The sequence below is a fragment of the Neptuniibacter sp. genome (assembly GCF_024231755.1).
Classification (GTDB): Bacteria; Pseudomonadota; Gammaproteobacteria; order Pseudomonadales; family Balneatricaceae; genus Neptuniibacter.
The window spans coordinates 1-3,578 of record NZ_JAAEQH010000300.1; the positions used below are offsets into that span (position 1 = coordinate 1).

A 3,578-nucleotide genomic window follows, 5' to 3' on the forward strand; every position below is an offset into this window, starting at 1 on the left:
ATTACTGCTAATTCTACCTAGCGTTGCCATGGCAAATATCCACCATGGCGCAAACGACGCCTTTGAATTATTGGTCTATAAATCACCATCGTGTGGATGCTGTAAAAAGTGGATAACTCATCTAGAAAGCCAAGGGTTTCAACTACGTACAAAGGACTTTCATAACTTGAGCGACATCAAGAACGAATACGGAATTTCGCCAAATCTTCGCTCTTGCCATACCGCTGTTACAGAAAGTGGCTTTGTATTTGAAGGCCATGTCCCTTCTAAGTTTATAAAACGATTCTTGTTAGAAGAACATCCAAAGGCTATCGGGTTATCTGTTCCAGCTATGCCAGTAGGTTCACCCGGAATGGAAGTAGCAGAGCAGTTTATGCCTTATACCGTTTTCATTATATATCAAGATGGGAGCTACGAACCTTACGCGAAAGTAGAAAGCTACGAAAGTCAATTCGATTGAAGTCAAAGTTAAACAAATAAATGCGCACTTTTGACAATCAAAGCAATTTTAATTTTTAAAAACCAAAGATAGAGGTAATCATGAAAGCACTTGTTAAATCATTTGCAATATTTAGTGTACTGCTAAGCAGCGTGGCATTAGCACATGAGGCTATAGAAATTAAATCTAGCACACCAAGCAAAAATGCAATGCTGATGGAGGCCCCAATGGAACTATCAGTCAGCTTTACCAAGGGAGTTAGATTAATAAAAGTAGTTTTAAAAGATAGTGAAGGTGCAAAAGTTGATTTTGGCTTTGAACCTCCGAAAGAGGTTGCAACGGATTATTCTTGGACCTTACCTAAATTACGTCCAGGTTCATACAATGTTGAGTTCATCATGCTTGGCTCCGATGGGCACAAGATGAAAGATAGTTTTGGATTTATGGTGCACTAAAAAGGGGATTCAGCTGTGGAAATGTATATCTGGAACACTGTAATTGTAGTGACAAAGCTAATGTTTTATTTAGGTTTCGCGGCCACAGCTGGATATACATTTTTCTGGCGAGATATTAACGACAGTAGGACAAGTTATACAACGCCATCTTATAGCGCTGTATGGGTAAAGGTTTGTGTCTTTGTTGCGTTTATTTCTAATGCAGTGTGGTTTATCGCGAACACTGGAGCGATGGTAGAAGAGGGAATTCAAGGCGCACTTGACCCCTTTATGCTTAAGATAATGTTGAGTTCTCCTATCGGTGAAGTCACCTTGTATCGTGCGGGGGGGTTAGCCGTAGCTTTAATAACTATCTACTTATTGAAATTTAAACCTCTTAAACCTTTCCTAAGGTTAAAGTCTTGCTTACTTGTGCTGTGTCTATTCACTCTCTCGTACACATTTACTTTAACCGGCCACGTTTCTGAATTAGGGGTTCTAGGGATTTTCCCCTCTAAAGTAACATAGAACGCTACAGGTATTATATTATATGGTCTGTGGCGGTGGGTTACCTTCCAATATTCTGCCATCTTATATAAACACCATCAATCATATTGGCGTTTATTCATCATGGCAATTAGTAATGAACTCTCGATTCTGACTCAGGCAGAACAACGAGACTTGTATTCAGCACCTCAGTTTTCTATTGAGGAACAACGTTTGTATTTTTCGCTAAACGATGTAGAACAGGCCGAATGCCGTACTATCAGGCTTACTAAACATCGTTGTTATTTCGTGGCGCTTCTGGGCTATTTTAAATCTAAGCCAGTGATCATTGCTCCGAGTTTCCGTGATATCAGTATCGACATGCAGTTTATTGCCTCCCAAATTCAAAGAGGTAAAGGGATCAGGCCTTTCAGTGTCAGTAAAATGCAGCGTGACCGTATTTACTCAAGGATACTGCGTCTACTAAATTACAATAAGTGGAATGAAAAACAGCACCTCAATGCTCTGTGCCACCACCTGGTTTACATTGGTCATGCCTGGCTGGAGCCTCGACACCTCTTTGATGCGGCCATTGAATACCTTGCCAGCCATAACATTGCCATTCCTAAGTACTCCGTGCTTCAAAGACTGATAAGCCGCACAATGCAACAGGTCAGAAAAGACCTGACGCTCCAACTGAATCAACTTACCAGTAATGAACTTAACGTCTTTCTGGACAACATAATCACTACTAAAGACGACGGGCTGAGTCTGAGCCATCTCAGGGGTGGTGCCAAAAGTCTGACCGTGCCTGAGCTTAAAAAAGAGCTCGCCATTTACCACCGGTTAGCACCATGGCACACGCAAATAAATGACGTTGTGGACAGGCTCAATCTGTCGCTAAAAAATCGACAACACTTCAGCGGCCTTATTGATTACTACGGCAGTAAAGTGCGGCGCTTCAAACGCTCACAGCAGCACCTGTGGTTACTGTGTCATCTGACAGAGCGCATGCAACTTGCACTGGAGCGCCTGACGGATGGGTTTGTTTACCATATCCGAAAACAACAGGAAGCCGCCAACGCCTTTGCACAACAAGCAGTGTTCCTGTCCTGGCAGTCAGCTGCGGACAATGTCACGAAAGCGGCAGAGCTACTTCACCTGTTTGTTGACGAGAATATTGATGACAATCAGCCCTTCTCGGAAGTCAGAAAACAGGCACTGAAAGTGATGGATGATCGGGATATCCAGACCCTTTGCCTTTATCTGAAAAAACAAAAACGGACCGTGGAAGAGTACCAGTGGCAATATTATGACGAACAACGAAACCTTCTGGAACAGTTGTTAAGACCAGTGTTCCTGTGCCTTGAATGTGAGGCCGGTAAAGGCTCAGAAGCCGTCGTCGCCCAACTTCAAAAGATGCAAACGGAAATTGTATCCGGTGAATCACTGATGACAATGGATACGTCGCTTATCCCCAAAAAGCACCTCCCATGGCTGGTGAAACAGGATAACGTTAATCCGCAACGTTATGAATGGCTGCTCTACCGGCAGTTAACTTCACGACTGAACGGACGTATTTATCTGTCAAATGTCACCAAATACCGGGCACTGGAAGACGACCTGATCCCCCAAACATCGCAGGATGCACTGCTGGAGTCATCAACGCTGGACAGACTAAAACAACCTGTTGACGCATTGTTACAGGAGAAACAACATCGACTGGAAAGCGCGCTCAAAGACGTGGCGCGCCATATTGATGAGGGAGATAATCGCAATGTAATCATGAAAAATCGCTCGGGCACCCGCTGGCACCTGCCAACAAAAGGCGCTACATCTCTGGTCAACAATCCCTTCTTTAAGCGAATGCAGCCAGTCGGTATCGCGGATGTCCTGCGGTATGTTGAGCGCGAAACCGGGTTTATGCGATGCCTGACACATGTGCTGCCAATACAAAAACAGGGAACTACTCATCAGGATGATTTACTGGCCATTCTGATTGCTAACGCCACTCACCGTGGTGTGTATGGTATGGCGCAGATCTCCGACCGCAGTTATGAACACCTGAGTACAGTACAGGCTAACTATATCCGACCTGAAACGCTGCATGATGCCAGCGACGTGATCAATAATGCGGTGGCTTCATTACCCATCTTCCGCCACTACCATATTCAGGAGGACCAGTTGCACGCCAGTGCGGATGGTCAGAAATTCGAAAC

The 3,578-nt window shown here is 44.3% G+C and carries 4 protein-coding genes; all 4 read left to right on the forward strand.

The window, feature by feature from the left end:
- Positions 1-460 (forward strand): DUF411 domain-containing protein (locus tag GY843_RS17800; RefSeq protein WP_367183870.1); only part of this gene is annotated, 460 nt, incomplete at its 5' end.
- 80 nt (positions 461-540) lie between these two features.
- The gene (locus tag GY843_RS17805; RefSeq protein WP_012516900.1) at positions 541-894 is read left to right on the forward strand and encodes a copper resistance CopC family protein; all 354 of its coding nucleotides are present in this window, start codon (positions 541-543) and stop codon (positions 892-894) included.
- Between the two features lie 15 nt (positions 895-909).
- Complete coding sequence (locus tag GY843_RS17810; protein ID WP_297311615.1) at positions 910-1,401, forward strand: hypothetical protein; 492 nt, start codon at positions 910-912, stop codon at positions 1,399-1,401.
- 102 nt (positions 1,402-1,503) lie between these two features.
- Positions 1,504-3,578 (forward strand): Tn3 family transposase (locus GY843_RS17815; protein ID WP_297311617.1); only part of this gene is annotated, 2,075 nt, incomplete at its 3' end.

Bases quoted from the DNA above. Each gene is read 5' to 3' on its own strand.
- GY843_RS17805 (WP_012516900.1), top strand. From the start codon at position 541: ATGAAAGCACTTGTTAAATCATTTGCAATATTTAGTGTACTGCTAAGC.